Origin of the sequence: Stenotrophomonas sp. RS-48 (assembly GCF_030053245.1) — a bacterium.
Lineage (GTDB): Bacteria > Pseudomonadota > Gammaproteobacteria > Xanthomonadales > Xanthomonadaceae > Stenotrophomonas > Stenotrophomonas maltophilia_P.
In genome coordinates, this window is the sequence record NZ_JASGBV010000014.1 from 59,447 (window position 1) to 82,938 (window position 23,492).

The window sequence follows — 23,492 nt, forward strand, 5'->3', positions numbered from 1 at the left end:
TTAGCCCTGCCCCTGCAGGCGGCGCCAGAGCAGGCGCGGTGCGCGCCGGAGCATGCCAAAGAACAGGCGCGCATGCATGCGGCTGATGCGTACGTTGTCGCGCCACACATCGAAATGCGAGACACCGTCTGCCGGATAGGTCACCCGCGTCGCCAGATGTTCCACCGGCACCTGCCGCCAGTACAGCCGCACCATCACTTCGGTATCGAAATCCATGCGCCGGCCGATGGTCTCTTCGCCCATCAGGCGCAGCACCGGAGGCAGTGGATAGACACGGAAACCGCACATGGTGTCGCGCAGATGCAGCGACAGCGTGTTGATCCAGACCCAGACATGCGTTGCGTAGCGACCGTACAGGCGGGCCTTGGGCACACTGGCGTCGTAGGCGGGAATGCCGCAGATCACCGCGTCCTGCCGCGCACGCGCGGCCGCGATGAAGCGCGGCAGGTCGCCGGTGTCATGCTGGCCGTCGGCATCGATCTGCAGCACGTGGCTGCAGCCCCGCCTTGCGGCCTCGGCGAAGCCCGCCAGCATCGCCCCACCCTTGCCCTGGTTGACCGGCAGACGCAGCAGATCGACCCCTTCACGCTGTGCCAGCGCCTGCAGCACCGAAGCACATGATGCATGCGAGCCATCGTCCACAAGCAGGCAGGGCAGGCCAGCGCGCTGCACGCCATCGACCACCGCGGCGACAGCATGTTCGTGGTCGTAGACGGGAATCACCACCAGTGGCGCGAACGCGGCACCGGCATCGGCCGGATCACTGCGCATCGGCGAAGACCATCCTGCCACTGGCGTGTACGCCATGCACGGAGGCATAGCGGAAGACCAGCACGTTGCGTGCGGTATCCCAGTCCAGATGCAGCGTCAGCTCGTCGCCCGGACGCGCCACATGCTGGAACTTCACCGCATCCATGCGCACGAACCCCTCCGGCATCGCAAAGGCCTGCCGGGCAAAGCGCACCGCCCAGTCCACCTGGGCCACGCCGGGCAGGATCGCGGCCTGCGGGAAATGTCCCTGGAACGGGCGCAGCGCCGGGTCCAGTGTCATGCGCAGGGTAGCGCTGGCCGCCTCGCGCCGATCCCATACCGGCACCGGCATCGACGGCTGGAACAGGGCCACCAGCGCGGCCTGGGTCACCTTGCCCTGCGCATTCACCGGCAGCGTGGGTACCAGCCGCCAGCGGCGCGGACGGGTCACGGCGTCATGGCTCTGTGCCAGGCGCGCGGCCAGCCGCTGGCCCAGCGCGCGGCGCGCGGCATCATCGGCATCAAGCAGTGCCGCATCGGCCGGCACCACCACGGCCGCCAGCTGCTCGCGCTGGCCGGGCAGCACCAGCACGCGCACGTCATCGACGTCCGCGTCGTCGCGCAACGCACGTTCCAGCGCATCGAGCGAAACGCGGCGCTCTTCGATCTTGACGATGCGGTCGGCGCGGCCGAGCAGGCGGAAGCAACCCTCGGCCAGCGCTTCCACCCGATCCTGCGTGCACCACCAGTCGCGGCTCTGCAGATGGGGTGAAGCCACCGCCAGGCAGCCTCCCTCGATTCTCCACTGCACCCCCGGAAGCGGCTGCCAGGGCGGAAGATCGGTATCCCAGCGACGCCAGGCGATGCCGCCGGTCTCGCTGCTGCCGTAGACCTCGGTCGGTGCGACTGCCATCCATTGCCGCACCTGCCGCGCTGCCTCTTCCGGCAGCGGGCCGCCAGAGGAGAACACAGCGCGCAGGTGGCCCTGCACGCTGGCCCAATCCAGCTGCGCAGGCAGGCGCTTGAGGTGCGCCGGGGTCGCCACCAGCACCGTCTGCGTGCCCGCCAGCGCAGCGACCAGATCCTCATGGAAGAACCGCCGCGGATGGATCAGGCGACCGGCGGCCAGCGGCCACAGCACGCGGAACAGCAGGCCGTAGATGTGCTGGTGCGACACCGTGCCATGCACCTGCGCGCCTTCCAGCTGTGCGCCGAACGCGGCCTGCAACGCATCGACCTCGCGCGCCAGCTGGTCCAGGCGCTTGTCGATCGCAGTGGGTTCGCCGGTGCTGCCCGACGTGAACACGCACAGCTCGCAGGCATGCTCGTCCAACGCATCCAGCTCGACCTGCGCACCGGCGGCCGCCATCATCAGTGGCCGGTAATCACGGGAAACGTCACCGGCAAAACCGCTCACCTGCGGCTGCAGGGCCTGCAGCGTGGCGGGCAGGTTGTCGGCGGCCAGGAACACCCGCTTGCCGGCGTGCCAGGCACCGAACAGCGCCTCGGCGAACGACACGGCATCATCGAAGTACAGCGCCCAGTCACGGCCGTCAGTGGCGGCAAACGCCGTACGCCAGGCCAGTACGCGCTGACGGAATTGCTGATGGTCGACCACTTCGCCATCGCGGATGCCGACAGCACGCTGCGGCCGCGCATCCCGCAGCAGCCGGTCCAGGGCAATCCACTCAGCCATGGGCGTGCGCCGCCTTCACCCGTCGCCGCACCAGCCATTCGCCTGCGAACAATACGCCCATCATCACGTACGCCAACAATCCGTTGTAGAGCATCCAGACCCGATCCGATGCGTACAGCGCGGTGAGCAGGGCCAGACTGCCGTTGAGAACGAAGAAGCCGCACCACACCTGGGTGACGCGGCGGGTATAGGCCACCGCGAACGGTGGCAGGTCCGGCTCCTGCAGCCGCGCCAGGCGCTCCACCAGCGGCGGCCCGAACCGCAGGCTGATGGCGAACACGCACAGCATCACCACGTTCACCAGCGCCGGGTACAGCTTCAGCGGCAGCGCCTGGTTGAGCACGGTGGCCAGCACCGCCAGCAGTCCGGTACCGGCTGCAGCAGCCCACCACAGCGGCTGGCGCGTGCTCAGGGCACGCAGCAATGCCAGGGTGAACAGCAGCAGTGCCAGCCAGCGCGGCTCGAAGCGGCCCATCGCCAGGTAGACGAGCAGCGGGTAGGCCAGCGAAATCGCCGCCACCACGACCGTACGCGCGCGTGCCAAGGCGGAGCCGCCCGCGCTGCGGTCAGGCTGCTGCCTGGTCCGGCAGCAGCCGGTGCACGACATCCACGATGTCCTGCACGGTGCGCACGGCCTTGAACGCTTCCGGCTGCAGGTTGCGGCCGAGCAGCGGCTTGAGCTGCACGATCAGGTCGACCGCATCGATGCTGTCGATGTCCAGGTCGTCATAGAGACGTGCCTCGGGGGTGATCCGGGCCGGTTCGATCTCGAAGCTGTCGGTCAGGATGTTGACGATGCGTTCGAACAGTTCATTCTTGGTCATGGCAGCTCCTGGCGCCGTTACGACTGGCGGGCGGCGACGAACTCGCCGAGCGCGCGCACGCTGGAGAAATGGCGCCGGGTCTCTTCCGAGTCGGACGACAGGCTCACACCGTACTTCTTCTGCAGCGCCAGGCCCAGTTCCAGAGCGTCGATCGAATCCAGGCCCAGGCCCTCGACGAACAGCGGCGCGGTCGGATCAATGTCCTCCGGCGTGATGTCCTCCAGTGAAAGCGAGGAAATGATCAATTCCTTGATCTCGTGCTCAAGTGCTTGCACGGGTCGAATCTCCAGACAGGTCGAAATAACGAGAAAGGTGCTCGGTGACGCGGCGTGCTGCCAAGGCATCCCCCCTTGGCGCGTCGTCTTCGGCCAGGAATGGCGCGATCGGGATATCTTCGCCGATCTGCAGCCGAACGTGAAAGCGACGTGAGGGCACACGATACCATTTCTGCCCTTTGCTCAGGGTTGGCGGGGTACAGGTGATCCGCACCGGCGTGATGTCCAGCCGGCCGCGGACGGCGATATTGGCGGCCCCACGCTGAAGCCTCGGCGACTGGCCGGGCACGCTGCGGGTCCCTTCCGGGAAGATGACCAGGCTGCCGCCGGCCCGTACCGCGGCCACGCAGTCATCGACCAGGCCGGCCCCGTCGTCATTGGAAATGTAGCCGGCGGCCCGGACCGGGCCCCGCATGAACGGGTTGCGGGCCACCGCCCGTTTGACCACGCAGTCGGCATTGGGCAGCAGCGAGACCAGGCAGACCACGTCGATCAGGGTGGGGTGGTTGGCCAGGACCAGCAGGCCGTCGCGCTGCAGGCGCTCGCGCCCTTCGATCTCATAGGTCATCACCCCGAGCCCGCGCATCAGCCGCAGGTGGCTGGCGAACGCCACCTGCACCACGCGGCGGGCGCGACGGCGGCGGGCCACCGGATCACGCATCAGCAGCAGGACCGGCATCACCACGGCGCCCAGCAGCAGTCCGCCGATGCCGAACGCAGCAAAACTCAGGCCGGTGCCCACCACCCGCCAGGCAAGATCGAGGCGGCGCAGCGCCTCAGCCACGGCGGCTCCAGCGCCAGCGCTGGCCATTGGCAACGTGTTCCAGCGCCGGCGCGCCCGCGAGCAGGAAGCGGTGCAGGTCCAACGCGTGCGGCAACAGGCCGGGTGCGGCGGTAACCGGGGCCGGCGCGCCATCCCACTGCAGCGACAGCGTCGGCAGCGCCTGTGTCGACGCCACCACACGCCAGCACCAAGCGAAGAACGGATCGGGTTCGTCGGCGAACGTCGCGTAAACTTCGGGCAACGGCGACTCGTAGACCACCACCCGCACTTCGCGGGCGCCATCGGCCAGCAGACCGGCGGCCTCCAGGCAGGCGGCCTCCACCGTCGCCTGGCCGGCAGCCAGCGCCAGATAGTTGCCGCGATGGCCACGAGCGATCGAGTACAGCGCAGCGATCGCGTTATGGACCGACAGGCCGAATCCGGTGGGCGACAGGGGCTGCTCGTTCACCAGCGCCCCGAGCAGGTCCATCGAGCGCGCCACATCACCATGGCGGCTGGCAAACACCAGCGGTACCTGGCTGTCGGCCCCTTGGCCATCCTCGCACCAGCAGGCCGTCTGGATCGCCATCCGCCCCAGCCGCTCGATGCGGCGACGCTGCATCGCGGGCACCTCGGACAGCGCCGGCGTGCCCTCGCCCTGTGGCAGGAAGGGTGCGTCAGCCCAGCTCAGCCACTGGCTGCGCTCGCTCAGGCCAGGTGCCCAGGCAGCCCAGTCGACGATGGAGAATTCGATCATCTAGCGATGGTGCTTCATCAGGAGAACGATGGCACGAGCCATTATGGCGACGCGCGGCGGCCCCCCGTCCCTGCAGCCGTGCGTCCGTCCAGGACGTCGCCGGCTGCCCCCCTGGCGGCCGGAAAGGAGCGCACGCTAGCACGTCCTGCGCAGGGTGTGCAGGTTTCACATTGCACAACACGGGGCCGGCACCTGTGGCCCCGCACGCCATTGCTCAGTGGTAACCGGCTCCGGCCTGCACTTTGCCGCGGAATACCCGGTACGACCACGCCGTATAGCCGAGGATGACCGGCAGCAGAATGACCAGCCCGACCAGGGTGAAGCCGAGCGAGGACGCCGGTGCGGCTGCCTGCCACAACGTCATCGAGGGCGGCAGCAGGTACGGCCACATGCCCAGCACCAGGCCCAGGAAGCCGAGAACGAACAGCGCCAGGCTGAGCAGGAACGGCGGCAGGTCGCGGCGTGGATGCGTGGCGCTGCGCCACAACGCAGCGGCCACCGCCAGGGTCAGCAACGGCACCGGTGACAGCCACCAGAAGTTGCCGTCACTGAACCAGCGCGCCATCAACCGCGAGTCGAGGAACGGCAGCCAGCTGCTGACCAGGCCCATCGCTGCGATCACCGCCACCACCAGCGGCCGTGTCAGCTGCCGCGCCAGCGCCTGCACGCGCCCTTCGGTCTTCAGGATCAGCCAGGTGCTGCCCAGCAATGCGTAACCGGCGACCAGCGCCGCGCCGGTGAGCATCGCAAACGGGCTGAACCAGGCAAACGCACCGCCGTGGTAGACCCCGTCCACCAGGGGCAGCCCCTGCACCAGCGCGCCCAGGATCACGCCCTGGGCGAACGTGGCCAGCAGCGAGCCGAGCGCGAACGCCACGCTCCACAGCCTCCGCGAGCGATGCGCCTTGAAGCGGAATTCGAAGGCCACGCCGCGGAACACCAGTGCCACCACCAGCAGCAGCACCGGCAGATACAGTGCCGACAACAGCACCGCATAGGCCTTGGGGAACGCCGCCAGCAGGCCGGCACCGCCCAGCACCAGCCAGGTCTCGTTGCCGTCCCAGATGGGCGCAGCCGTGTTCATCATCAGGTCGAGCTGCTCCTCGTCCTCGGCGAACGGCGCAAGGATGCCGATGCCCAGCACGAACCCATCCAGCACCACGTACATCAGCACGCCGAAGCCGATCACCGCGAACCACGCCACCGGCAGCCAGGTCACCAGGTCCATGTCAGCGCTCCTCCAGCGGTTCGTCGGCGGCGGACAGCGGCCGTGCCGGGGTGTGGCTGCCGTGGTCCAGCGAGGGCCCCTGGTCGTGGGGCTGCGGTCCATGGCGCAGGATCTTCACCAGGTACCAGATGCCCCAGCCGAAGACGAAGGCGTAGCCGACGACGTAGACCCCCAGCGACAGCGCGGTCATCCATGCGCTCTGCGGGCCGACCGCATCGGCAGTACGCAGCACGCCGTAGACCACCCACGGCTGCCGCCCCATCTCGGTGACGAACCAGCCGGAGAGCAGCGCGATGAAGCCGCTCGGCAACATCCAGTTCCAGCCGCGCAGCAGCCACGGCGAATCCAGCAGCTTCCTCCGCCACAGCTGGAACGCCGACACCCATGCCAGCAGCAGCATCAGCGTGCCCAGTCCAACCATGATGCGGAAGGCGAAGAACACCGGCGTCACCGGTGGCCGTTCACTGGCCGGTACCGAAGTCAGCGGATCGAAGGTGCCGTCCAGCGAATGGGTCAGGATCACGCTGCCCAGCTTCGGAATGGCGACTTCGAAGTCGTTGCGCTCTTCCTTTTCGTTGGGCAGCGCGAATACCACCAGCGGCACGCCCTCGCCTTCGCCGGATTCATGCCAGTGCGCTTCCACCGCCGCGATCTTCATCGGCTGGTGCTTGAGGGTGTTCAGGCCATGCATGTCGCCGACGAAGATCTGCACCGGCACGGTCAGCGCCGCAAACGCCACGGCCGCGATCAGCATGCGCCGGCCCGCCTCCACGTGCGTTCCCCTGCGCAGGTACCACGCACCCACGCCGCCGATCACGAAGCAGGTGGTGATGAACGAGCCCAGCGCCATGTGCGCCAGCCGGTACGGGAACGACGGGTTGAACACCACCTGCCACCAGTCCACCGGATGCACGATGCCATTGACCATCTCGTAGCCGGCCGGGGTGTGCAGCCAGCTGTTGGACGACAGGATCCAGAACGTGGAGAACAGCGTGCCCAGCGCCACCATGCAGGTGGACAGGAAATGCAGGCGCGGCGAAACCCGGCCCCAGCCGAACATCATCACGCCCAGGAAGCTGGCTTCCAGGAAGAACGCGGTCAGTACCTCGTAGGTCAGCAGCGGGCCGATGACGGTACCGGCCACCTCGCTCAGGCGCGGCCAGTGGGTGCCGAACTGGAAGGCCATGACGATGCCGCTGACCACGCCCATGCCGAACGATACGGCGAAGATCTTCTGCCAGAAGAAGTACAGCTCCCGCCAGACCGGGAGACGGGTACGCAGCCAGCGCCATTCGACGAAGGCCAGCCAGCTGGCCGTGCCAATGGTGAAGGCCGGGAACAGCACATGGAAACTGATGACGAATCCGAACTGGATCCGGGACAACAACAACGCGTCCAAGGGACGCCTCCTGCCTGCGACCGGTGGGATACCGGACCACTTTAGGAATATTTCGTTACGCCGGGATGCGACCGGGTGACGCGCTGCTTCACTCTGTCGCAGGGGAAGCCGCCGGGCATGGCCGCGCCCCATGACCTGCCGGCGCCGATCCGCCGGGCATGGCCCGGCGCTACCCATTGATCCCAGGTAGCGCCGGGCCATGCCCGGCGAGAGCCTCAAGGCCAGAAGTACCAGGCACCGGCCGCCAGCAGCGCGCCCACCAGCAGCACCTGCACCACCACATAGCCCACGCCACTGTCGCGCGACTCACTGGCAATACGCGTCTGCAACGCCTCGCTCACGTCCGGGGTCTGTTCCTGCCGTGCCTGTTCACGCAACGCCTGCGCCAACGCGCGCTCGTCGGCATCGCGGGGATCGGTCGGTGGATTCACAGCAGTTCTCCGGCGGTGGCATGCCGCGTCAGTTCCTGCTTCAGGAGCAGACGCGCGCGGTGCAGGTGGCTCTTGATGGTACCGCGCGCAAGACCGGTCACCTGCTCGATCTCTGCCAGGTCGAAATCCTCCAGGTAGTGCAGGCCGACGATCAGGCGCTGCGGCGGGCTCAACCGCTCCAGCGCCGCACCCAGCTGGCGGCCGGCCTGCAGCGCTTGGCTGAGTTCGGCCGGGCCCGGTCCCTCGTCACCGATGCCCAGATCCTCCGGTACCTCCACCGCCACCATCCACTGCGCTTCCAGGCGCCGGCGACGCAGGTGCTGCAATGCGGTGGTGTAGGCCACCCGTGAGATCCAGGTCCGCAGCGAGGATTCGAAGCGGAACCGGTGCAGTTGCCGGAACACCGCCAGGAAGGTCTCCTGCAGCAGGTCAGCGACCTGATCGCGGTCACCCACCATGCGCCCGATCACATGCGCGCACGTGCGCTGATGGGCCTGCACCAGCTGCGCGAACGCCGGTTGCGAGCCATCGATGATGGCCCGCACCAGCGCCGCATCATCTTCGATGACCGCGGCCGCCGCGGCGTCCTGCCGGCGGCGGCCGCGCAGGGCGGACAGGGCTTCGCCCAGCAGGCTCATGCGCACCGCTCCCCCGGGGCGTGTGGCATGCCGGCGCTCAGCTCTTGCGCACGGCGGGGCGGGTGAAGTGCCAGGCCAGCAGCTGGCCCAGGCCGGCACTGCCCACCAGGGCGGCAGCGGCGCCAAAGGTGAGGTCGCGGGCGCCCAGGACTTCCAGCAGGCCCATGGCCAGGGCCAGGCACACCAGGCTGATGCCCCAGCGCAGCGCGCCCTGGCGGCGGCGCTCTTCCTCCAGCACGGCCAGGGAGCGGATCACCTCCTCGGGCACGTGCGGTGCGACCAGCTTGCTGCGCGCGCGCGCATCGGCGATGGCGTGGATGGCGTAGGCGATGCAGATGAAGAGGGTGATCGGGATGAGTTCCTGCATGGTCGTGCTCCTGTGCGGTGAATGATGCGGGTTCAGGAGAATGGATGCGCGATGGGGGGCACCGGTTGCACCGCTTTGCCGATCCCGCTGCCATGACCTGTGGCCCCCTCCTGCGCCGCGAACGGCTGCTACCCTTGCCCGGTTTCCTTTTCTGGTGCCGTCCGCCCATGTCCCGAGTGCTGCCCCTGTCCCTCCTGCTGTCGGCCGTGCTGGCCGCACCGGCCGCCCATGCCGCGCCGACGCCGATCACCATCGAACAGGCCATGGCGGATCCGGACTGGATCGGTCCGCCGGTCGAGAAGGCCTGGTGGTCGTGGAACAGCCAGCAGGTCGAGTACCAGCTCAAGCGCAACGGCAGCCCGGTGCGCGACACCTTCCGCCAGCCCGTGGCCGGTGGTGTTGCGGCCCAGGTGGCAGACGACCAGCGCGGCACCCTGGACGTGGCCGATCCGGTCTACGACCGCACCCGCACCCGCAGCGCCTTCGTCCGCAACGGCGACGTGTTCGTGCGCGACCTGCGCAGCGGCGCGCTCACCCAGCTCACGCGCAGCAACGAGCGCGCCAGCGGGGTGAACTTCGCTGCCGACAACGGCGTGATCTGGCGGGTGGGCCAGAACTGGTTCCACTGGACCGCTGCCGGCGGCGTGCAGCAGGTTGCCAGCCTGAAGGCCGACAAGGACCCCAACAGCGCGCCCAAGGACGACCTGCTGCGCGACCAGCAGCTGCGTACCCTGGAAACCCTGCGTCGCGACCGCGAGCAGCGCGAGGCATTGAAGGACCAGGACCAGCGCTGGCGCCAGGCCGACCCGACCCGCGCGCCGGGCCCGGTATACCTGGGCGCCGACGTGGAGATCGCCGACAGCGTGCTGTCGCCGGACCTGGGCCACCTGATCGTGGTGACCACGCCGAAGGACTTCGACGAGGGCCGCACCAGCAAGATGCCGCTGTACGTGACCGAATCCGGTTACGAGGAAACCGAGGACACCCGCACCCGCGTCGGTCGCAATGGCAACGAGCCGCACACCCTGTGGTACGTGGACGTGCGCAGCGGCAAGGCGCAGAAGCTGTCGCTGTCCGGCCTGCCGGGCATCGCCACCGACCCGCTGGCCGACCTGCGCCGCAAGGCCGGCAAGGAGGCGCTGAAGGGCGAACGCAGCGTGCAGGTGATGAGCGACTTCATGGGCGGCGGCATGCGCTGGAGCGCCGATGGCCAGCAGGCGGCGGTGATGCTGCGCGCCAACGACAACAAGGACCGCTGGATCGTCAGCATCGGCAGCGACGGCCGCGTGCAGAACCGCCACCGGCTGACCGACAACGCGTGGATCAACTGGGGCTTCAACGATTTCGGCTGGATGGCCGATGGCCGCACGCTGTGGCTGCTGTCCGAGGAATCGGGCTTCTCGCACCTGTACACCCAGGCCGGCACTGCCCGGCCGCAGGCGCTGACCAGCGGCAAGTGGGAGACCTCCGCGCCCGTGCTGTCGGCCGACGGCAAGGGCTTCTACTTCCTGTGCAACCAGCAGGCCCCGCACGATTACGAAGTCTGCGCGGTCGACACCGGCAGCCGTCAGGTCCGCGAGCTGACCAGCCTCAACGGCGTGGAAGACTTCTCGCTGTCGCCGGATGGCCAGCAGCTGCTGGTGCGCTACTCCGGTGCCTACCTGCCACCGCAGCTGGCGGTGCTGCCCAGCGCGGGCGGCCAGGCCCGCGTGCTGACCGATACCCGCAGCGCCGACTTCAAGGCGCGCCAGTGGATCCAGCCGAAGCTGGTGGCGGTACCGTCCAGGCATGGCGCCGGCGTGGTCTGGGCCAAGTACTACGAACCCGAGCACAAGGAGCCGGGCAGGAAGTACCCGATCGTGATGTTCGTGCACGGTGCCGGCTACCTGCAGAACGTGCACCAGCGCTACCCGGCCTACTTCCGCGAGCAGATGTTCCACAACCTGCTGGTGCAGAAGGGCTACATCGTGCTGGACATGGACTACCGCGGCAGCGAGGGCTACGGCCGCGACTGGCGCACGGCCGTCTACCGCAACATGGGCCACCCGGAACTGGAAGACTACAAGGACGGCCTGGACTGGCTGGTGGACACCCAGCAGGGCGACCGTGACCACGCCGGCATCTACGGTGGCTCCTACGGCGGCTTCATGACCTTCATGGCGCTGTTCCGCGCACCGGGCACCTTCAAGGCCGGTGCCGCGCTGCGCCCGGTGGTGGACTGGCACAACTACAACCACGCCTATACCAGCAACATCCTCAACACGCCGGACATCGATCCGGAGGCGTACCGGGTGTCTTCGCCGATCGAGTACGCGCAGAACCTGCAGGACAACCTGCTGATCGCGCACGGCATGATGGATGACAACGTGTTCTTCCAGGACTCGGTGAACCTGACCCAGCGCCTGATCGAGCTGCACAAGGACAACTGGTCGATCGCCCCGTACCCGCTGGAGCGCCACGGCTACGTCCGCGCCGCCTCCTGGCTGGACCAGTACAAGCGCATCCTCAAGCTGTTCGAGCAGAACCTGAAGTGAGCAGTGCCGCGGCCACGATCCACATCGTGGCCGCGGTCATCGTCGACGACCACGGCCGGGCGCTGGTGGTACGCAAGCACGGCGCCGACCGCTTCATCCAGCCCGGAGGCAAGCCCGAACCGGGCGAAACGCCACTGCAGACGCTCGCCCGCGAACTGGACGAAGAGCTGGGCGTGCGCCTGCTCGCCGACCCGACCGTGGCGCTGGGCCATTTCCAGGACTGGGCGGTGAACGAGCCTGGTCATCGCGTACAGGCCGAGGCCTGGTGGGTGCAGGTACAGGGCACGCCGCAGGCACGCGCGGAAATCGCCGAGCTGGCGTGGGTGCCGCTGCGCCCGCCCCATGGCCTGCTCTTGGCACCCTTGAGCGAACACCATATCCTGCCGGCCGTTGCCACCCGGGTGGCGACCCGCTGAAGACGCCACTGCAGCCAAGGACATCGGATGTCGCTTCAACCGCCCCGGCACCGCCCTGCCACGCCGCTCAACCCGGAGGATTTCGTGCGGCCGCTCGGCCTGGCGTCGCTGCTGATCTGCGCAGCGTTCGTGGTGGCCATGGCGATTCAGGCGCTGGTGGTCTGGCAGCTGTCCGGCGGCCCGTTCTGGCGGTGGATGCTGCTGTCGGCCACTGAACAGCAGTTCCCGCCAAGCGTGCTGTGGATCCTGCGCAAACCGGTGGACGCTACCCTGTGGCTGATGCTGTCAGCGATCCCCGCCGTGCTTTCCAGCTGGGGATTCGCCCGGCGACGTCGCTGGGGCCTGTGGAGCTACGTGGCATTGCTGTGGCTCTCGGCCCTGGCAAACTTCGCCGTCGCCGGGTGGCTGGACAGCGTCGTCGCCGACGTCATCGGGCGTATCGTCGATCCAGACACACTGCGCGAAGCGCGAACCCAGCACATCCTCATGTCGCTGACCCTGTTCGGCGGCGCCTTCGCCCTGCTCGTCGCGCAGGGCTGGCTGGCCTGGCGCCTGCTGCGGCCGGATATCCGCTCCTGCTTCCACTGACCTGCCCTCACCCGCGGCGTGCGGCAGGCCCTGCGGTAAAGTACGCGTCATGAACGAATTCGAGCGCGTGCGCGCCTACCTGACCGACCTGCAGGACCGCATCTGTGCGGCGATCGAAGCGGCCGACGGCCAGGCCCGCTTCCAGGAAGACCTGTGGCAGCGCGCTGAAGGCGGGGGTGGCCGTACCCGCGTGCTGCGCGACGGCGCGGTGTTCGAACAGGCCGGAATCGGCTTCTCGGATGTCTCCGGCAGCCGCTTGCCGCCGTCGGCCTCGGCCAACCGACCGGAGCTGGCCGGCGCCTCCTGGCGCGCCACCGGCGTATCGCTGGTGTTCCACCCGCTCAACCCCTATGTGCCCACCACCCATGCCAACGTGCGCTTCTTCCAGGCGCAGCGCGACGGCGAAGTGGTGGCCAGCTGGTTCGGGGGTGGTTTCGATCTGACCCCCTTCTATCCCTTCGACGAGGACGTGCGCCATTGGCACCAGGTCGCCCACGACCTGTGCGCGCCGTTCGGTGAAGAGCGCTACAGCGCGCACAAGCGCTGGTGCGACGAGTACTTCTTCCTGCGCCACCGCAACGAAACGCGCGGCATCGGCGGCCTGTTCTTCGACGATCTGCACGGCGATTTCGAACGCGACTTCGATTACCTGCGGGCGGTCGGCGACGGCTTCCTCGATGCCTATCTGCCGATCGTGCAGCAGCGCAAGGACATCGCCCATGGCGAGCGCGAGCGCGAATTCCAGCTGTACCGGCGGGGCCGCTATGTGGAATTCAACCTGGTCTACGACCGCGGCACGCTGTTCGGCCTGCAGAGCGGCGGCCGCAGCGAAAGCATCCTGATGAGCCTGCCGCCGCGGGTGCGCTGGGAATACGGCTTCACCCCCGAGGCGGGCAGTCCGGAAGCCCGACTGGCCGATTACCTGGTCCCGCGCGACTGGCTCTAAGGCATCTCGCGGGGCGGCGTGGCCGTCCCCGCACACATGCCGCCGGCCCTACGCGTCCGTGTGCCGGGCGATGATCGTGATGTGGCCGGTGGTTTCCAGCAGCGCCACCTGCACATCATCGATGCGCAGGCAGCCCTGCTGGCGCATGGCGGCATCGAAATCGGCCCGGCTGATCAGTTCGCGGCGCAGAACATCCCGCAACAGGGTGCCGTCACGGGCGATCACCACCGGTTCCCCCTCGATCAGGCGCTCCAGGCGGCGGTTGCGGGTGGTCACCCAGCCCACGCCGTAGTTGAGCAGGATCAGGGTCGCGGCGAGCAGCAGGCCACCGCCCAGGGACGTGTCCTGGCCCAGCAGCGCGTTCTGCACCGCGTTGCCCAGCAGCACGATCAGCAGCACGTCGAACGGGGTGATCTGCCCCAGCGCGCGCTTGCCGCTGAGGCGCACCAGGCCCAGCACAACGGTGTAGACCACCACCGCGCGCAGGATGAACTCCCACCACGGCATCGCCAGTGCGAACAGATCGTGCATTGCGGGCTCCCCTGCTGGGCGGTGGCCCAGCCTAGCAGCCGGCAACCTGCCGGCGGCGCAAATAAAAAGCCCCGCTGACCAGGGGGAGGTCAACGGGGCCGGGGAACGGGCACTTGGGGAGGAGTCCCCGTTCCGAGATCTGCTCCAGGGGATGGGAGAGATCCACAACAGGCATTGCGCCTGTCGAGAGCTATAGAACCACTCCGAACACTAACGGTTCGTGAAGGGAGCCAATTTAATGAACCGCAATGGGGCGAGTATTCATGGCCGAGTCAGAAACTGTGGCCAGATGAACAAATTCACGTCCCTTCAGGTCTGAAAGCGACTCAGTGTGCCTCGTCCCAGTTCTTACCTACGCCGGTGTCGACCACCAAAGGAACGCGCAACTGTGCCGATTGCGACATACGCTGCACCACATTTTCCCGCAGCTCCTCGACAAACGCAGTCTCGGTTTCGAACACCAGTTCATCGTGCACCTGCAGGATCATCCGCGCCGGCGCCCCGCTGTCGCGCAGCCAGCGGTCAACATCCACCATCGCGCGCTTGATGATGTCGGCAGCCGTGCCCTGCATCGGCGCGTTGATCGCCGCGCGTTCAGCACCGGCACGCAGGCCCTGGTTGCGTGCATGGATATCGTTCAGATACAGGCGGCGGCCGAACAGCGTTTCCACATAGCCCTGGTCACGGGCCTGCTGGCGCATCCGCTCCATGAAGTCACGCACGCCCGGGTAACGGCTGAAGTACAACGCCACATAATCCTGCGCCTGGCCCCGGTCGATGCCGAGGTTGCGGGCCAGGCCGAAGGCACTCATGCCGTACATCAGGCCGAAATTGATCGCCTTGGCCGCGCGGCGCTCGTTCGGCGTCACCTCGTCCAGGGTGCGGCCGAACACTTCTGCGGCGGTGGCGCGGTGCACGTCGGCGCCCTGCTCGAAGGCGCGCACCAGGCCCGGGTCTTCGGACAGGTGGGCCATGATCCGCAGTTCGATCTGTGAATAGTCGGCTGCCAGCAGCTGGCAGCCTTCCGGTGCGACGAAGGCGCGGCGGATGCGGCGGCCATCTTCGGTGCGGATCGGGATGTTCTGCAGGTTCGGGTCCGAGGAGGACAGGCGGCCGGTGGCAGCGCCGGACTGGTGGTAGCTGGTGTGCACCCTGCCGGTATCCGGGTTGACCATCTCCGGCAGCTTGTCGGTGTAGGTGCTGCGCAGCTTGGCCAGGCCACGGTAATCGAGGATCACCCGCGGCAGCTCATGCTGGTCGGCGATCGCCTCCAGCGCCTCTTCATTGGTGCTGGGCTGGCCCTTCGGAGTCTTCACCACCGCCGGCAGCTTCAGCTCGTCGAACAGCACGGCCTGCAGCTGCTTCGGCGAATCCAGGTTGAAACTGCGCCCGGCCAGCTCGGTGGCCTTCTGCTGCGCGGCCAGCATGCGCGAAGACAGGTCCTGGCTCTGCCGGCGCAGCTCGTCGGCATCGATGCGCACACCGTTGGCCTCGATGCTGGCCAGTACCGGCACCAGGGGCATCTCGATGTCGCGGTACACGCTGTCCAGGGCCGGTTCGGCCAGCAGCTGCGGTTGCAGCGCGCGGTGCAGGCGCAGGGTGATGTCGGCGTCCTCGGCCGCATAGCGGCTGGCCTCGTCGATGCCCACCTGCGAGAATGGAATCTGCTTGGCGCCCTTGCCGGCCACGTCCTCGAACTTGATGGTGGTGTAGCCCAGGTAACGCAGGGCCAGCGAATCCATGTCGTGGCGGGTGGCGGTGGAATTGAGCACGAAGCTCTCAAGCATGGTGTCGTCGTGGTAACCCTGCACCTCGACACCATGGCGCCGCAGCACATGCAGGTCGTACTTGCCGTGCTGGCCCAGCTTCTTCCTTGCCGGGTCCTGCAGTACCGGGCGCAACGCGTCCAGCACCTGCTGCAGCGGCAGCTGCGCCGGTGCGCCGGGGTAGTCATGGCCCACCGGGATGTAGGCCGCCTTGCCCGGCTCGACCGCCAGGCTGACACCGACCAGGCGCGCGCGCATCGCATCCAGCGCATCGGTTTCGGTATCGAAGCTGATCAGGTCAGCCTGCTGCAGCCGCTCCACCCAGGCCTGCAGCTGTCCGCTGGTAAGCACGGTCTCGTATTCACCTGGCGCGGCCAGCGCCGGATCCAGCGTGCCCTCGGCCGGTGCCTCCGCACTGCCACGGGCGAAGCCGGCCGCCGTGCCACGCAGGCTCGGTGCCGCCTCGCTGGCCACGGCCGGTGCCGGCAGCGGCGCCCCCAGTTCCTTCAGGGCCTGGGTGAACCCGTAGCGCGTGTACAGCTCGGTCAGCGCCGGCACGTCCTGTTCGCGCAGCGCCAGCGTGGTCGGGGTGGCCTCCAGTGCGACGTCGGTGCGGATCGTCACCAGTTCGCGGTTCAGCGGCAGGCGCTCCAGCGCCGCACGCAGGTTCTCGCCGATCTTGCCCTTCATGGCCGGCGCGGCGGCCATCACGCCCTCCAGGTGCTGGTACTCCGCCAGCCACTTGGCGGCGGTCTTCGGCCCGCACTTCTCAACGCCCGGCACGTTGTCGACGCTGTCGCCCATCAGCGCCAGCAGGTCGACGATCTGGTCGGCGCGCACACCGAACTTCTCCATCACCGCCGCGTCCGAATCCATGCGGCTGCCGGTCATGGTGTTGACCAGTTCGATGCCCGGCCGCACCAGCTGGGCGAAGTCCTTGTCGCCGGTGGAAATCGTCACCTTCAGGTCCTGCGCCTGGCCCTGCAGGGCCAGCGTGCCGATCACATCGTCGGCTTCCACGCCCGGAACGCGCAGGATGCTGATGCCCAGCGCTTCGACGATGCGGCACATCGGCTCGACCTGGCTGCGCAGCTCGTCGGGCATCGGGGGACGGTTGGCCTTGTACTGGTCGTACAGGTCATCACGGAAGGTCTTGCCGGGCGCATCGACGACGAACGCGACGTAGGCCGGCCGCTCCTTCAGCGTCGAGCGCAGCATGTTGACCACGCCGAACAGCGCGCCGGTGGGCTCGCCCTGTGCATTGGACAGGGGCGGCAGCGCGTGGAACGCGCGGTACAGGTAACTGGACCCGTCGATCAGGACTAATCTGCTCATGCAGCGATTCTACGCGCCTGTCCCTGCACAGCGGCGACACGGCGCATGCCCGACGATGGGGCATAATCGAATCTCTTTCCAGGCAAAGGACCACCGCCCATGAAGACTCTGATGCTGGCCTCCCTGCTCCTGCTTGCCGGCTGCGCCAGCATGGGTGGCGCCGGGGCGCCCCCGGTCGACGTCAAGGGCGCCGAGGTCTCCAGCCGCACCATGAGCAACGGCGACACCATCGAGGAGTACCGCGTGGCCGGGCAGCTGCGCATGGTCAAGGTGACGCCGTCGCGGGGTGCCCCGTTCTACATGTACGACAAGAACGGCGATGGCCGCATGGACACCGACAAGGACGGCGTCTCGCCGGTGTACTGGAAGCTCTACAGCTGGTGATGTGACAGGGGGCGGATCCCTTTCCGCAGGATCCGACCCCAGCGAGCCCGGCTGCATAAAAGATGACGCCGGCGCGCATCCTGCGGCCGGCGTCGGTGTCCCCTCCCCGGGAACACGTGCCTCAGCGGATGACCAGCACCGGAAGCGTGCTGCGTGCCAGCACCTCGGCGGTCTGGCTGCCCAGCAGTACGCGGGTCACGCCACGACGGCCATGCGAGGTCATCACGATCAGGTCGCTGTTGCGCTCGGCAGCGGTCTCGATGATGCCGTCGGCCGCGTAGCGGTCCAGCACATGCACCGGGTTGGCCTGGATGCCCTGCTCAGCGGCTTTGGCCAGCGCAGGCTGCAGTACCTTCTGCGCGCCTTCCTCGCGATCGGCCTTGTACTCGGGGCTGTTCATGTAGCCCACGCTCCAGCCCATGGCGTCGTACATGCCGACAGCCCACGGCTCGGAAACGGTGACGATATCGACCTCGGCGTTGAGGTCCTTCGCCAGCTCCAGGCCCTTGGCCAGGCCCTTGTCGGCCAGCTCGGACCCGTCGGTGGCGATCAGGATGCGCGTGTACATGGTAGGGCTCCGTGGCAATCCGCCGGATGGGAACGCCACCATTGCACACCCGATGTGCACGTGGCGCTTTGAGCAGGATCAATCCGGCGCCTGTAGAGCCGAGCCCATGCTCGGCTCCGGATGGATGAGCCGAGCGTGGGCTCGGCTCTACAGGTGGCCCTCTCAGGCGATCTGCACCACGCGTGCGTTCTGGCACAGCGGGTAGCTGGCCACGAACCCGGCGATCGCATCACGCATCGCCTCGAACGACTGGCCGTACATGTACAGCGCGGTCTCGGTCGGGCCCTGCCACCAGCTGCAGATCTCACCCAGGCCGTCGATGCGTTCGGACAGCTGTTCGAACACATGGTTGGAATCGCATTGTTCGTAGACCTCGTCCGGCAGGTTCTGGCCATCCAGATAGATGCCCAGGCCTTCGGTGACGCCGAAACCGCGGTCGCCGTCCCCGGCGCCCTGCACCTTCGATCCCTTCGGCGCGCCCAGCTGCTCCAGCAGATCGATCAACTTCGGCACACCCGCCGCGTCATGAAGCGCCACCTCGATGTCGCCGTACTCGACCTCGCCGTCATCGGAGAGGGCGGTCCCGCCGCCGGTGATTTCGCCCACTTCGGCGGCCTGCAGCAGCGCGTCGAGCGGATCCTCGAACAGCTCGTGGCGATGCTCAGGCTGCAGCCTGGCGTTCAAGGTCACGGTGACATGCAGCGTGGGCTCGGTCATCGGGGCATTCCTGGAAGAGATGCCGCCTATTGTAGAGCCGAGCCCATGCCCGGCTGGGTGTTCCCGTGATGGGGTCGGAGCTCTCCCTGCGGGAGGGCTTCTACCCCTCGACGGGAATCAGATCACCGTCAGGTTGGCGTAGGCCATCACCAGCCACTTGCTGCCGGCGTCGGCGAACTCGACCTGCACGCGGGCGTGGGCGCCGTTGCCTTCGTAATCGGTCACCATGCCTTCGCCGAACTTGGGATGGCTGACCAGCGCGCCGAGCTTGATCGGCGGCAGCTCGATGGCGGCATGCCCCATCACCCGGCTGCTGCCCAGCGACGCGGGGCGCGAGACCTGCACCTTCGGCCGCACTTCATGCAGCAGCCCGCGCGGAATCTCACGCAGGAAACGCGAAGGCAGGCTGTAGTTGTCCTGGCCATGGATGCGGCGTGATTCGGCGTAGCACAGCACCAGCTTCTGCCGCGCGCGGGTGATGCCTACATACGCCAGGCGCCGCTCTTCCTCCAGCCGGCCGCTTTCTTCCAGCGAACGCGCGCTCGGGAACAGGCCATCCTCCATGCCGGCCAGGAACACCAGGGGGAATTCCAGGCCCTTCGCCGAATGCAGGGTCATCAGCTGCACGCCGTCCTCGCCGGCCTGCGCCTGGCCCTCGCCGGCCTCCAGCGCAGCGTAGGCCAGGAACGCCACCAGCTCGTCCATGTCCTCGCCCACTTCCTCGATGTCATCGGCACGCCGCACGAAGCGCGAGGCGACCGAGACCAGTTCGTCGAGGTTGTCGGTGCGCGATTCGGAGTCGAGCGAATTGCGGCTTTCCTTGCTCCAGTGCTCACGCAGCTGCGAGCGCGAGAGCACGTGATCCACGCGCTCGGCCAGGGTCATGTCCCGGGTCTGCGCCTGCAGTTCGTTGACCAGCACCAGGAAGCCCGCCAGTGCGTTGCGCGCACGCGCGGCCAGCGCATTGCCCTGGGTGACCAGCATGGTGGCTTCCCACAGCGAAATGCCCTGCGCTCGTGCTTCGCGCCGCACTTCGTCGAGGGTGCGTTCACCGATGCCGCGGGTCGGCGTGTTCACCGCGCGCTCGAAGGCGGCATCGTCGTTGCGGTTGGAGAGCAGGCGCAGGTAGGCCAGCGCGTCCTTGATCTCGGCGCGTTCGAAGAAGCGCATGCCGCCGTACACGCGGTACGGCACCTGCTCGCTCAGCAGGGCTTCTTCCAGCGCACGCGACTGCGCATTGCTGCGGTAGAGCACGGCCACTTCGGTGTAGCTGCCACCATCGCGCACCCACTGGCGGGCACGTTCGACGATGTAGCGGGCCTCGTCCATCTCGTTGTACGCCGCGTACAGGTCGATCGGCTCGCCGTCACCGCTGTCGGTCCACAGCTGCTTGCCGATGCGATCGGGGTTGTGCGCGATCACCGCGTTGGCAGCACCGAGGATGTTGGCCGTGGAGCGGTAGTTCTGTTCCAGGCGAATGGTCTGCGCGCCCGGGAAATCACGCAGGAAGCCCTGCACGTTCTCCACCTTGGCACCGCGCCAGCCGTAGATGGCCTGGTCGTCGTCGCCGACCACGAACACATGGCCGGACTCCCCCGCCAGCACGCGCACGAAGGCGTACTGGATGGCATTGGTGTCCTGGAACTCGTCCACCAGGATCTCGCGGAAGCGGGCGCGGTAGTGCGCCAGCAGGCCGGGATTGTCACGCAGCAGCTCATGCGCGCGCAGCAGCAGTTCGGCGAAGTCGACCAGGCCGGCACGGTCGCAGCGCGCCTGGTACTCGATGTAGGCCTGGCGCATGGTTTCCAGCCACGCATCGTGCGGCTCGGGCTGGATGTGCTGCGGGCGGCGGCCTTCATCCTTCTGTTCGTTGATCCACCACGCGATCTGCTTGGGCGGATGCTTGCTGTCGTCGATCTCCAGTGCCTGCACCACGCGCTTGACCAGCCGCAGCTGGTCGTCCGAATCCATCACCTGGAAACCTTCGGGCAGCTTCGCGTCCTGCCAGTGCAGGCGCAGCAGGCGGTTGGCCAGGCCGTGGAAGGTACCGATCCACATGCCACGGCTGCCATGCGGCAGCTGTGCGTCGATGCGGTGGCGCATCTCGCCGGCGGCCTTGTTGGTGAAGGTCACCGCGAAGATGCCATGGGTCGGCACGCCTTCGACTTCATGCAGCCAGGCGATGCGGTGGGTAAGTACGCGGGTCTTGCCGGAACCGGCACCGGCCAGCACCAGGTGGTGGCCGGGGGGAGCGGAGACGGCTTCGCGCTGGGCCGGGTTCAGGCCATCAAGCAGGTGGGAGACATCCATGCCCCCATTTTACGGCATCGCCGTCGCGGCTCCTGCGACCACCTGGGTGGCCAGTGCCTGCGCCTGCTGGCGCAGTTCAGGCACCGCCAGGCTTTCCCACAGGCTGCCGATGCGCAGGCTGCCAAGTACGCCCAGCCGCGCCTGCGGCTGGCCGCCGGCGCTGCGCACGCGGTCGCCGGGCACCGTGCTGTCCAGGCCCAGCCCATGCGGCCCGGGACGGGCCAGGCCATCGGCCTGAAGCTGCTGCAGCAACGGATTGCGCAACGCGGTGGCGCGGGTCTCCACACCGGTGGCGTTGATCACACCCCCGATCGTCCACTGCTGCGGGTGTCCGGCCGCATCGTGGCCCGACAGCTGCAGCGCATCGCCCTCACGCCAGACCCGATCCAGGCGTGCGCGATGCACGCGCAGCTGACCGCTGGCCTGCAATGCGCGCAACTGTGCATCGACCTCTTCGGCGATGCGATGGCGATGTACATCCCAGTAGCGCACCACATGGCGCAGGAACCGCCGCTGGTCGGCCTCGTCGAGGCTGCACCACAGCGCCTGTCCATGCGGACGGAGGCGGTCCATCACGCCCTGCCAGGGCAGGCCATCCGCCTCGGCCCGGCGCACCTGCCGGCGCAGCGTGCGCAGGCGCTGGCGCAGCGTCATCGGCAGCAGGGGGGCGGGGTCGAAATCCGGCAGGCCCGCGTGCGCGTGCGGCAGCGGCAGCAGGCCGTGACGGGAAATCACATGCAGCGGGCCGGTGTGACCGGCCGCGACCAGCGCCAGCACCGTATCAGCCATGCTCAGACCGGAACCGACGATGGCCAGCGCGTGCGCGCCTGCCAACGCGCGCACGCCGTCGTAGTCCCAGGCTTCGACCACGGTGTCGGCAGGCAGTCCATCGGCACCGGCCACCGGCAGCGGACGCATGCTGTTGCCGGTGGCGAGCACCCCCTGCGCGGCATGCCATGTGTGGCCATCGCCCAGCTGCAGGCGATAACCGGAGTCATCCGGGGTGAGGCCCCGCACCGGCTGCGCGATCACCTGCAGCTGCGCCGGGCTGGCCGCAACCGCCTCCTGCAGACGCTGCTGCAGGTACGCGGCGAAATGATGGCGGCCGACATAACGCTCGCCCAGTACCTCGCGCGTCTCGCCCGGGTAGGCGTTGACGGCCATCAGGTAATCGAGGAAGTCACCGGGCTGCTCGGCGAACGCACTCATTTTCGCCGCCGGCACATTCAGCAGGTGCTCCGGCCACGGCGTGGCATAGGCGATGCCCTGGGCCAGCTGCGAGGCGGGTTCGAAGATGGCCAGCGCCAGTGGCGACCGGGCCTGGCGCAGCACCTGGATCGCCACCAGCACCCCGGCCGCACCACCACCGATGATCGCCAGGTCCAGTTCGCCATTACACGGTGAATCAGTCATGTGCCGATTGTAGGCCATCGGCCATGACGGGCCGGAGTGCCGCCGCGTGCGCAATGATCGAGACCGCTCGAGCTCCGGCGCACCGGTTCACATCAACGCGTCGGCCAGGCGTGCGATGCCTTCGCGGCTGCGGCGCCAGGCAGGACGCTTGCGCCACTGCTGCAGATCGAGCTGGCGCGACTGGCGCAGGTAATCGTCTTCAATGGCACACAGCTGCGTCACCAGCACGCGGTCGTAGCAGACCAGACCGATCTCGGCATTCAGCGCGAACGAGCGGATATCCATGTTGATCGAGCCGAGCACCGCGATGTCTTCATCCACGCTCATGTGCTTGGCGTGCAGGAACTGCGGCTCGTACAGGGCAATGCGCACGCCACAGCGCAGCAGCTCGTCGTAGTAGGCCTCCTGCGCCCAGGCGGTCAGCCGCTGGTTGTTGCTGGCCGACAGGATCAGCTGCACCTGCACCCCGGAAAGCGCGGCGATGCGCAGCGCGCTCAGGGTCGCTTCGTCCGGCACGAAGTACGGGGTGACCATCACCAGCCGCCGGCGGGCCAGATGGATCAGTGCGGCGACGGCATCACGCGCGTTGCTGTACGGATAGGCCGGCCCGCTGGGCAGCAGCTGGGTGGCAACATCGTCGCTGCACTCGGGTACGTCGGCAAGGACGTCCAGGCGCTGGCCGGTCTCGATGTACCAGTCGCTGGCGAACACGGCTTCCAGGTGTGCCACCGCCGGGCCGCGCACACGCGCCACCAGCTCGCGGTTGGGATGGCCTGGCACGAACTCCGGCCGTGCCAGGTTCTGCGAACCGATGTAGCCCACTTCGTTGTCGATCACCGCAATCTTGCGATGGTTG

At 67.9% G+C, this 23,492-nt stretch carries 24 protein-coding genes; 5 read left to right on the plus strand and 19 right to left on the minus strand.

All coding sequences use genetic code 11. From position 1 onward, the window contains the following. The 12 genes from QMZ25_RS03490 to QMZ25_RS03545 all read right to left on the minus strand — a co-directional run bounded on the left by QMZ25_RS03490 (position 1) and on the right by QMZ25_RS03545 (position 9,128). Positions 1 to 771 carry a glycosyltransferase family 2 protein gene (locus QMZ25_RS03490; RefSeq protein ID WP_053518077.1) on the minus strand — a complete coding sequence of 257 codons (771 nt, stop codon included), beginning with the start codon at positions 769 to 771 and terminating at the stop codon, positions 1 to 3. Then, a complete protein-coding gene (locus tag QMZ25_RS03495) occupies positions 761 to 2,446 on the minus strand; it encodes an AMP-binding protein (RefSeq protein ID WP_253119113.1) in 1,686 nt (561 codons plus the stop codon). The genes QMZ25_RS03490 and QMZ25_RS03495 overlap by 11 nt, the downstream gene beginning before the upstream one ends. Further along, positions 2,439 to 2,990, minus strand: a complete 552-nt coding sequence (locus QMZ25_RS03500) for a hypothetical protein (protein ID WP_053518075.1) — start codon at positions 2,988 to 2,990, stop codon at positions 2,439 to 2,441. The genes QMZ25_RS03495 and QMZ25_RS03500 overlap by 8 nt, the downstream gene beginning before the upstream one ends. 22 nt (positions 2,991 to 3,012) lie before the next feature. Beyond that, the gene (locus tag QMZ25_RS03505; RefSeq protein ID WP_053518073.1) at positions 3,013 to 3,270 is read right to left on the minus strand and encodes an acyl carrier protein; all 258 of its coding nucleotides are present in this window, start codon (positions 3,268 to 3,270) and stop codon (positions 3,013 to 3,015) included. 17 nt (positions 3,271 to 3,287) lie between these two features. After that, positions 3,288 to 3,545: a phosphopantetheine-binding protein gene (locus QMZ25_RS03510; RefSeq protein ID WP_053518072.1), complete on the minus strand. Its 258-nt coding sequence runs from the start codon at positions 3,543 to 3,545 to the stop codon at positions 3,288 to 3,290. Beyond that, complete coding sequence (locus QMZ25_RS03515; protein ID WP_053518128.1) at positions 3,532 to 4,329, minus strand: lysophospholipid acyltransferase family protein; 798 nt, start codon at positions 4,327 to 4,329, stop codon at positions 3,532 to 3,534. The genes QMZ25_RS03510 and QMZ25_RS03515 overlap by 14 nt, the downstream gene beginning before the upstream one ends. Next, positions 4,322 to 5,065 carry a beta-ketoacyl synthase chain length factor gene (locus QMZ25_RS03520; RefSeq protein WP_253119111.1) on the minus strand — a complete coding sequence of 248 codons (744 nt, stop codon included), beginning with the start codon at positions 5,063 to 5,065 and terminating at the stop codon, positions 4,322 to 4,324. Before QMZ25_RS03520 ends, QMZ25_RS03515 begins: the two co-directional genes overlap by 8 nt. A gap of 214 nt (positions 5,066 to 5,279) precedes the next feature. Beyond that, positions 5,280 to 6,293: a cytochrome d ubiquinol oxidase subunit II gene (cydB, locus tag QMZ25_RS03525; RefSeq protein ID WP_283219132.1), complete on the minus strand. Its 1,014-nt coding sequence runs from the start codon at positions 6,291 to 6,293 to the stop codon at positions 5,280 to 5,282. Between the two features lies 1 nt (position 6,294). Beyond that, positions 6,295 to 7,692: a cytochrome ubiquinol oxidase subunit I gene (locus tag QMZ25_RS03530; RefSeq protein ID WP_053518068.1), complete on the minus strand. Its 1,398-nt coding sequence runs from the start codon at positions 7,690 to 7,692 to the stop codon at positions 6,295 to 6,297. 215 nt (positions 7,693 to 7,907) lie between these two features. Next, positions 7,908 to 8,123 carry a hypothetical protein gene (locus QMZ25_RS03535; protein ID WP_053519921.1) on the minus strand — a complete coding sequence of 72 codons (216 nt, stop codon included), beginning with the start codon at positions 8,121 to 8,123 and terminating at the stop codon, positions 7,908 to 7,910. Beyond that, positions 8,120 to 8,761 carry a sigma-70 family RNA polymerase sigma factor gene (locus tag QMZ25_RS03540; RefSeq protein ID WP_053519922.1) on the minus strand — a complete coding sequence of 214 codons (642 nt, stop codon included), beginning with the start codon at positions 8,759 to 8,761 and terminating at the stop codon, positions 8,120 to 8,122. The genes QMZ25_RS03535 and QMZ25_RS03540 overlap by 4 nt, the downstream gene beginning before the upstream one ends. Positions 8,762 to 8,798: 37 nt before the next feature. Further along, the gene (locus QMZ25_RS03545; RefSeq protein ID WP_053519923.1) at positions 8,799 to 9,128 is read right to left on the minus strand and encodes a hypothetical protein; all 330 of its coding nucleotides are present in this window, start codon (positions 9,126 to 9,128) and stop codon (positions 8,799 to 8,801) included. Between the two features lie 167 nt (positions 9,129 to 9,295). On the opposite strand from QMZ25_RS03545, the gene QMZ25_RS03550 reads away from it, so the two are divergent. Genes QMZ25_RS03550 through hemF form a run of 4 tightly spaced genes read left to right on the plus strand, consistent with a single transcriptional unit; the run spans position 9,296 to position 13,612 of the window. Next, positions 9,296 to 11,662 (plus strand): S9 family peptidase, encoded by a 2,367-nt coding sequence (locus QMZ25_RS03550; RefSeq protein ID WP_283219133.1) that lies wholly within the window; start codon positions 9,296 to 9,298, stop codon positions 11,660 to 11,662. After that, entirely contained in the window at positions 11,659 to 12,078 is a 420-nt protein-coding gene (locus QMZ25_RS03555) for an NUDIX domain-containing protein (RefSeq protein ID WP_180876464.1), read from the plus strand. Before QMZ25_RS03550 ends, QMZ25_RS03555 begins: the two co-directional genes overlap by 4 nt. 27 nt (positions 12,079 to 12,105) lie before the next feature. Beyond that, on the plus strand, positions 12,106 to 12,666 hold the full coding sequence (locus tag QMZ25_RS03560) for a hypothetical protein (RefSeq protein WP_262100249.1): 561 nt from the start codon (positions 12,106 to 12,108) through the stop codon (positions 12,664 to 12,666). 49 nt (positions 12,667 to 12,715) lie between these two features. Continuing rightward, complete coding sequence (gene hemF / locus QMZ25_RS03565; RefSeq protein ID WP_053519927.1) at positions 12,716 to 13,612, plus strand: oxygen-dependent coproporphyrinogen oxidase; 897 nt, start codon at positions 12,716 to 12,718, stop codon at positions 13,610 to 13,612. A 48-nt stretch (positions 13,613 to 13,660) separates the two neighbouring features. Here hemF and QMZ25_RS03570 read toward each other — a convergent pair whose 3' ends face one another. Both QMZ25_RS03570 and polA read right to left on the minus strand, forming a co-directional pair. Beyond that, positions 13,661 to 14,143 (minus strand): YetF domain-containing protein, encoded by a 483-nt coding sequence (locus QMZ25_RS03570; RefSeq protein WP_053519928.1) that lies wholly within the window; start codon positions 14,141 to 14,143, stop codon positions 13,661 to 13,663. Between the two features lie 326 nt (positions 14,144 to 14,469). Beyond that, on the minus strand, positions 14,470 to 17,244 hold the full coding sequence (polA, locus tag QMZ25_RS03575; protein ID WP_283219134.1) for a DNA polymerase I: 2,775 nt from the start codon (positions 17,242 to 17,244) through the stop codon (positions 14,470 to 14,472). Between the two features lie 99 nt (positions 17,245 to 17,343). On the opposite strand from polA, the gene QMZ25_RS03580 reads away from it, so the two are divergent. Further along, complete coding sequence (locus tag QMZ25_RS03580; protein ID WP_053519930.1) at positions 17,344 to 17,628, plus strand: DUF2782 domain-containing protein; 285 nt, start codon at positions 17,344 to 17,346, stop codon at positions 17,626 to 17,628. Between the two features lie 121 nt (positions 17,629 to 17,749). Here the strand turns inward: QMZ25_RS03580 and QMZ25_RS03585 are convergent, their stop codons facing one another. The 5 genes from QMZ25_RS03585 to QMZ25_RS03605 form a co-directional block, all read right to left on the minus strand. Next, complete coding sequence (locus tag QMZ25_RS03585; RefSeq protein ID WP_049433086.1) at positions 17,750 to 18,196, minus strand: universal stress protein; 447 nt, start codon at positions 18,194 to 18,196, stop codon at positions 17,750 to 17,752. 162 nt (positions 18,197 to 18,358) lie between these two features. Further along, positions 18,359 to 18,913: a hypothetical protein gene (locus QMZ25_RS03590; protein ID WP_049433087.1), complete on the minus strand. Its 555-nt coding sequence runs from the start codon at positions 18,911 to 18,913 to the stop codon at positions 18,359 to 18,361. A gap of 117 nt (positions 18,914 to 19,030) precedes the next feature. Then, positions 19,031 to 21,223 (minus strand): DNA helicase II, encoded by a 2,193-nt coding sequence (gene uvrD, locus QMZ25_RS03595; RefSeq protein ID WP_074900176.1) that lies wholly within the window; start codon positions 21,221 to 21,223, stop codon positions 19,031 to 19,033. Positions 21,224 to 21,232: 9 nt separating this feature from the next. Next, a complete protein-coding gene (locus tag QMZ25_RS03600; protein ID WP_283219135.1) occupies positions 21,233 to 22,654 on the minus strand; it encodes an FAD/NAD(P)-binding protein in 1,422 nt (473 codons plus the stop codon). 69 nt (positions 22,655 to 22,723) lie between these two features. After that, the coding region (locus QMZ25_RS03605; RefSeq protein WP_283219136.1) for a phospholipase D-like domain-containing protein at positions 22,724 to 23,492 on the minus strand (769 nt) is incomplete at its 5' end.

Excerpts from the sequence above, each read along its gene's own strand:
- QMZ25_RS03570 (WP_053519928.1), bottom strand. The coding sequence starts at position 14,143 with ATGCACGATCTGTTCGCACTGGCGATGCCGTGGTGGGAGTTCATCCTG.
- QMZ25_RS03490 (WP_053518077.1), bottom strand. The coding sequence starts at position 771 with ATGCGCAGTGATCCGGCCGATGCCGGTGCCGCGTTCGCGCCACTGGTG.
- QMZ25_RS03505 (WP_053518073.1), bottom strand. The coding sequence starts at position 3,270 with ATGACCAAGAATGAACTGTTCGAACGCATCGTCAACATCCTGACCGAC.
- cydB (WP_283219132.1), bottom strand. The coding sequence starts at position 6,293 with ATGGACCTGGTGACCTGGCTGCCGGTGGCGTGGTTCGCGGTGATCGGC.
- QMZ25_RS03520 (WP_253119111.1), bottom strand. The coding sequence starts at position 5,065 with ATGATCGAATTCTCCATCGTCGACTGGGCTGCCTGGGCACCTGGCCTG.
- polA (WP_283219134.1), bottom strand. The coding sequence starts at position 17,244 with ATGAGCAGATTAGTCCTGATCGACGGGTCCAGTTACCTGTACCGCGCG.
- QMZ25_RS03585 (WP_049433086.1), bottom strand. The coding sequence starts at position 18,196 with ATGTACACGCGCATCCTGATCGCCACCGACGGGTCCGAGCTGGCCGAC.
- QMZ25_RS03545 (WP_053519923.1), bottom strand. The coding sequence starts at position 9,128 with ATGCAGGAACTCATCCCGATCACCCTCTTCATCTGCATCGCCTACGCC.
- uvrD (WP_074900176.1), bottom strand. The coding sequence starts at position 21,223 with ATGGATGTCTCCCACCTGCTTGATGGCCTGAACCCGGCCCAGCGCGAA.
- QMZ25_RS03580 (WP_053519930.1), top strand. The coding sequence starts at position 17,344 with ATGAAGACTCTGATGCTGGCCTCCCTGCTCCTGCTTGCCGGCTGCGCC.
- QMZ25_RS03540 (WP_053519922.1), bottom strand. The coding sequence starts at position 8,761 with ATGAGCCTGCTGGGCGAAGCCCTGTCCGCCCTGCGCGGCCGCCGCCGG.
- QMZ25_RS03590 (WP_049433087.1), bottom strand. The coding sequence starts at position 18,913 with ATGACCGAGCCCACGCTGCATGTCACCGTGACCTTGAACGCCAGGCTG.
- QMZ25_RS03550 (WP_283219133.1), top strand. The coding sequence starts at position 9,296 with ATGTCCCGAGTGCTGCCCCTGTCCCTCCTGCTGTCGGCCGTGCTGGCC.
- QMZ25_RS03495 (WP_253119113.1), bottom strand. The coding sequence starts at position 2,446 with ATGGCTGAGTGGATTGCCCTGGACCGGCTGCTGCGGGATGCGCGGCCG.
- QMZ25_RS03560 (WP_262100249.1), top strand. The coding sequence starts at position 12,106 with ATGTCGCTTCAACCGCCCCGGCACCGCCCTGCCACGCCGCTCAACCCG.
- QMZ25_RS03600 (WP_283219135.1), bottom strand. The coding sequence starts at position 22,654 with ATGGCCTACAATCGGCACATGACTGATTCACCGTGTAATGGCGAACTG.
- hemF (WP_053519927.1), top strand. The coding sequence starts at position 12,716 with ATGAACGAATTCGAGCGCGTGCGCGCCTACCTGACCGACCTGCAGGAC.